The following is a 548-nucleotide window of genomic DNA, read 5'->3' as shown; positions in this document are numbered from 1 at the left end:
AGATAAAAGTACTTCAAAAGAATCCGAATATAGAACGTGTTAGCGAGCGATCCATTACTTATACAGATTCCTTTAAAAATAGATTTATGGATGAGTACCAGGCTGGTAAACTCCCTCGACAAATATTTGAAGAGAATGGCTTTGATGTGGACATTATAGGAATAAAGCGGATTGAACTATCAGCTTATAGGTGGAAGAAAGCCTATGACAAAGATGGGTTAATTGGACTGACTGATTCGAGGAAAACAAGTTCAGGCAGACCTTTGAAACGAGAATTAACACCTTCCGAAGTAATTGAAAGACAGGAAGCAAAAATTAAACTACTGGAGGGACAGGTGGAGCTATTAAAAAAGCTAGAAGCAACAGAAAGGAGGCTGTTAAACGCAGGAAAAAGTCTAAATCCGAGTAGAGTATATCAGTTGATTTATGAAACCGTTGAACAATATCAAATTAAGGGAATGACCAAGTATTTTTGTGACTTTTTAGAGGTATCCCGTTCGGGATATTATAGCTATATAAAAGCATCTAATAGCCGAGAAGTAAGAGAA

Annotated in this window: 1 protein-coding gene; it reads left to right on the top strand. The window is 36.7% G+C overall.

Annotated features, from left to right (window positions below):
• The coding region (locus I7822_RS29620) for an HTH domain-containing protein (protein WP_443673949.1) at window positions 1-548 on the top strand (548 nt) is incomplete at both ends.

The organism is Metabacillus bambusae, from assembly GCF_017497975.1.
GTDB lineage: Bacteria > Bacillota > Bacilli > Bacillales > Bacillaceae > Metabacillus > Metabacillus bambusae.
This window is presented reverse-complemented; position numbering and strand designations above follow the sequence as displayed.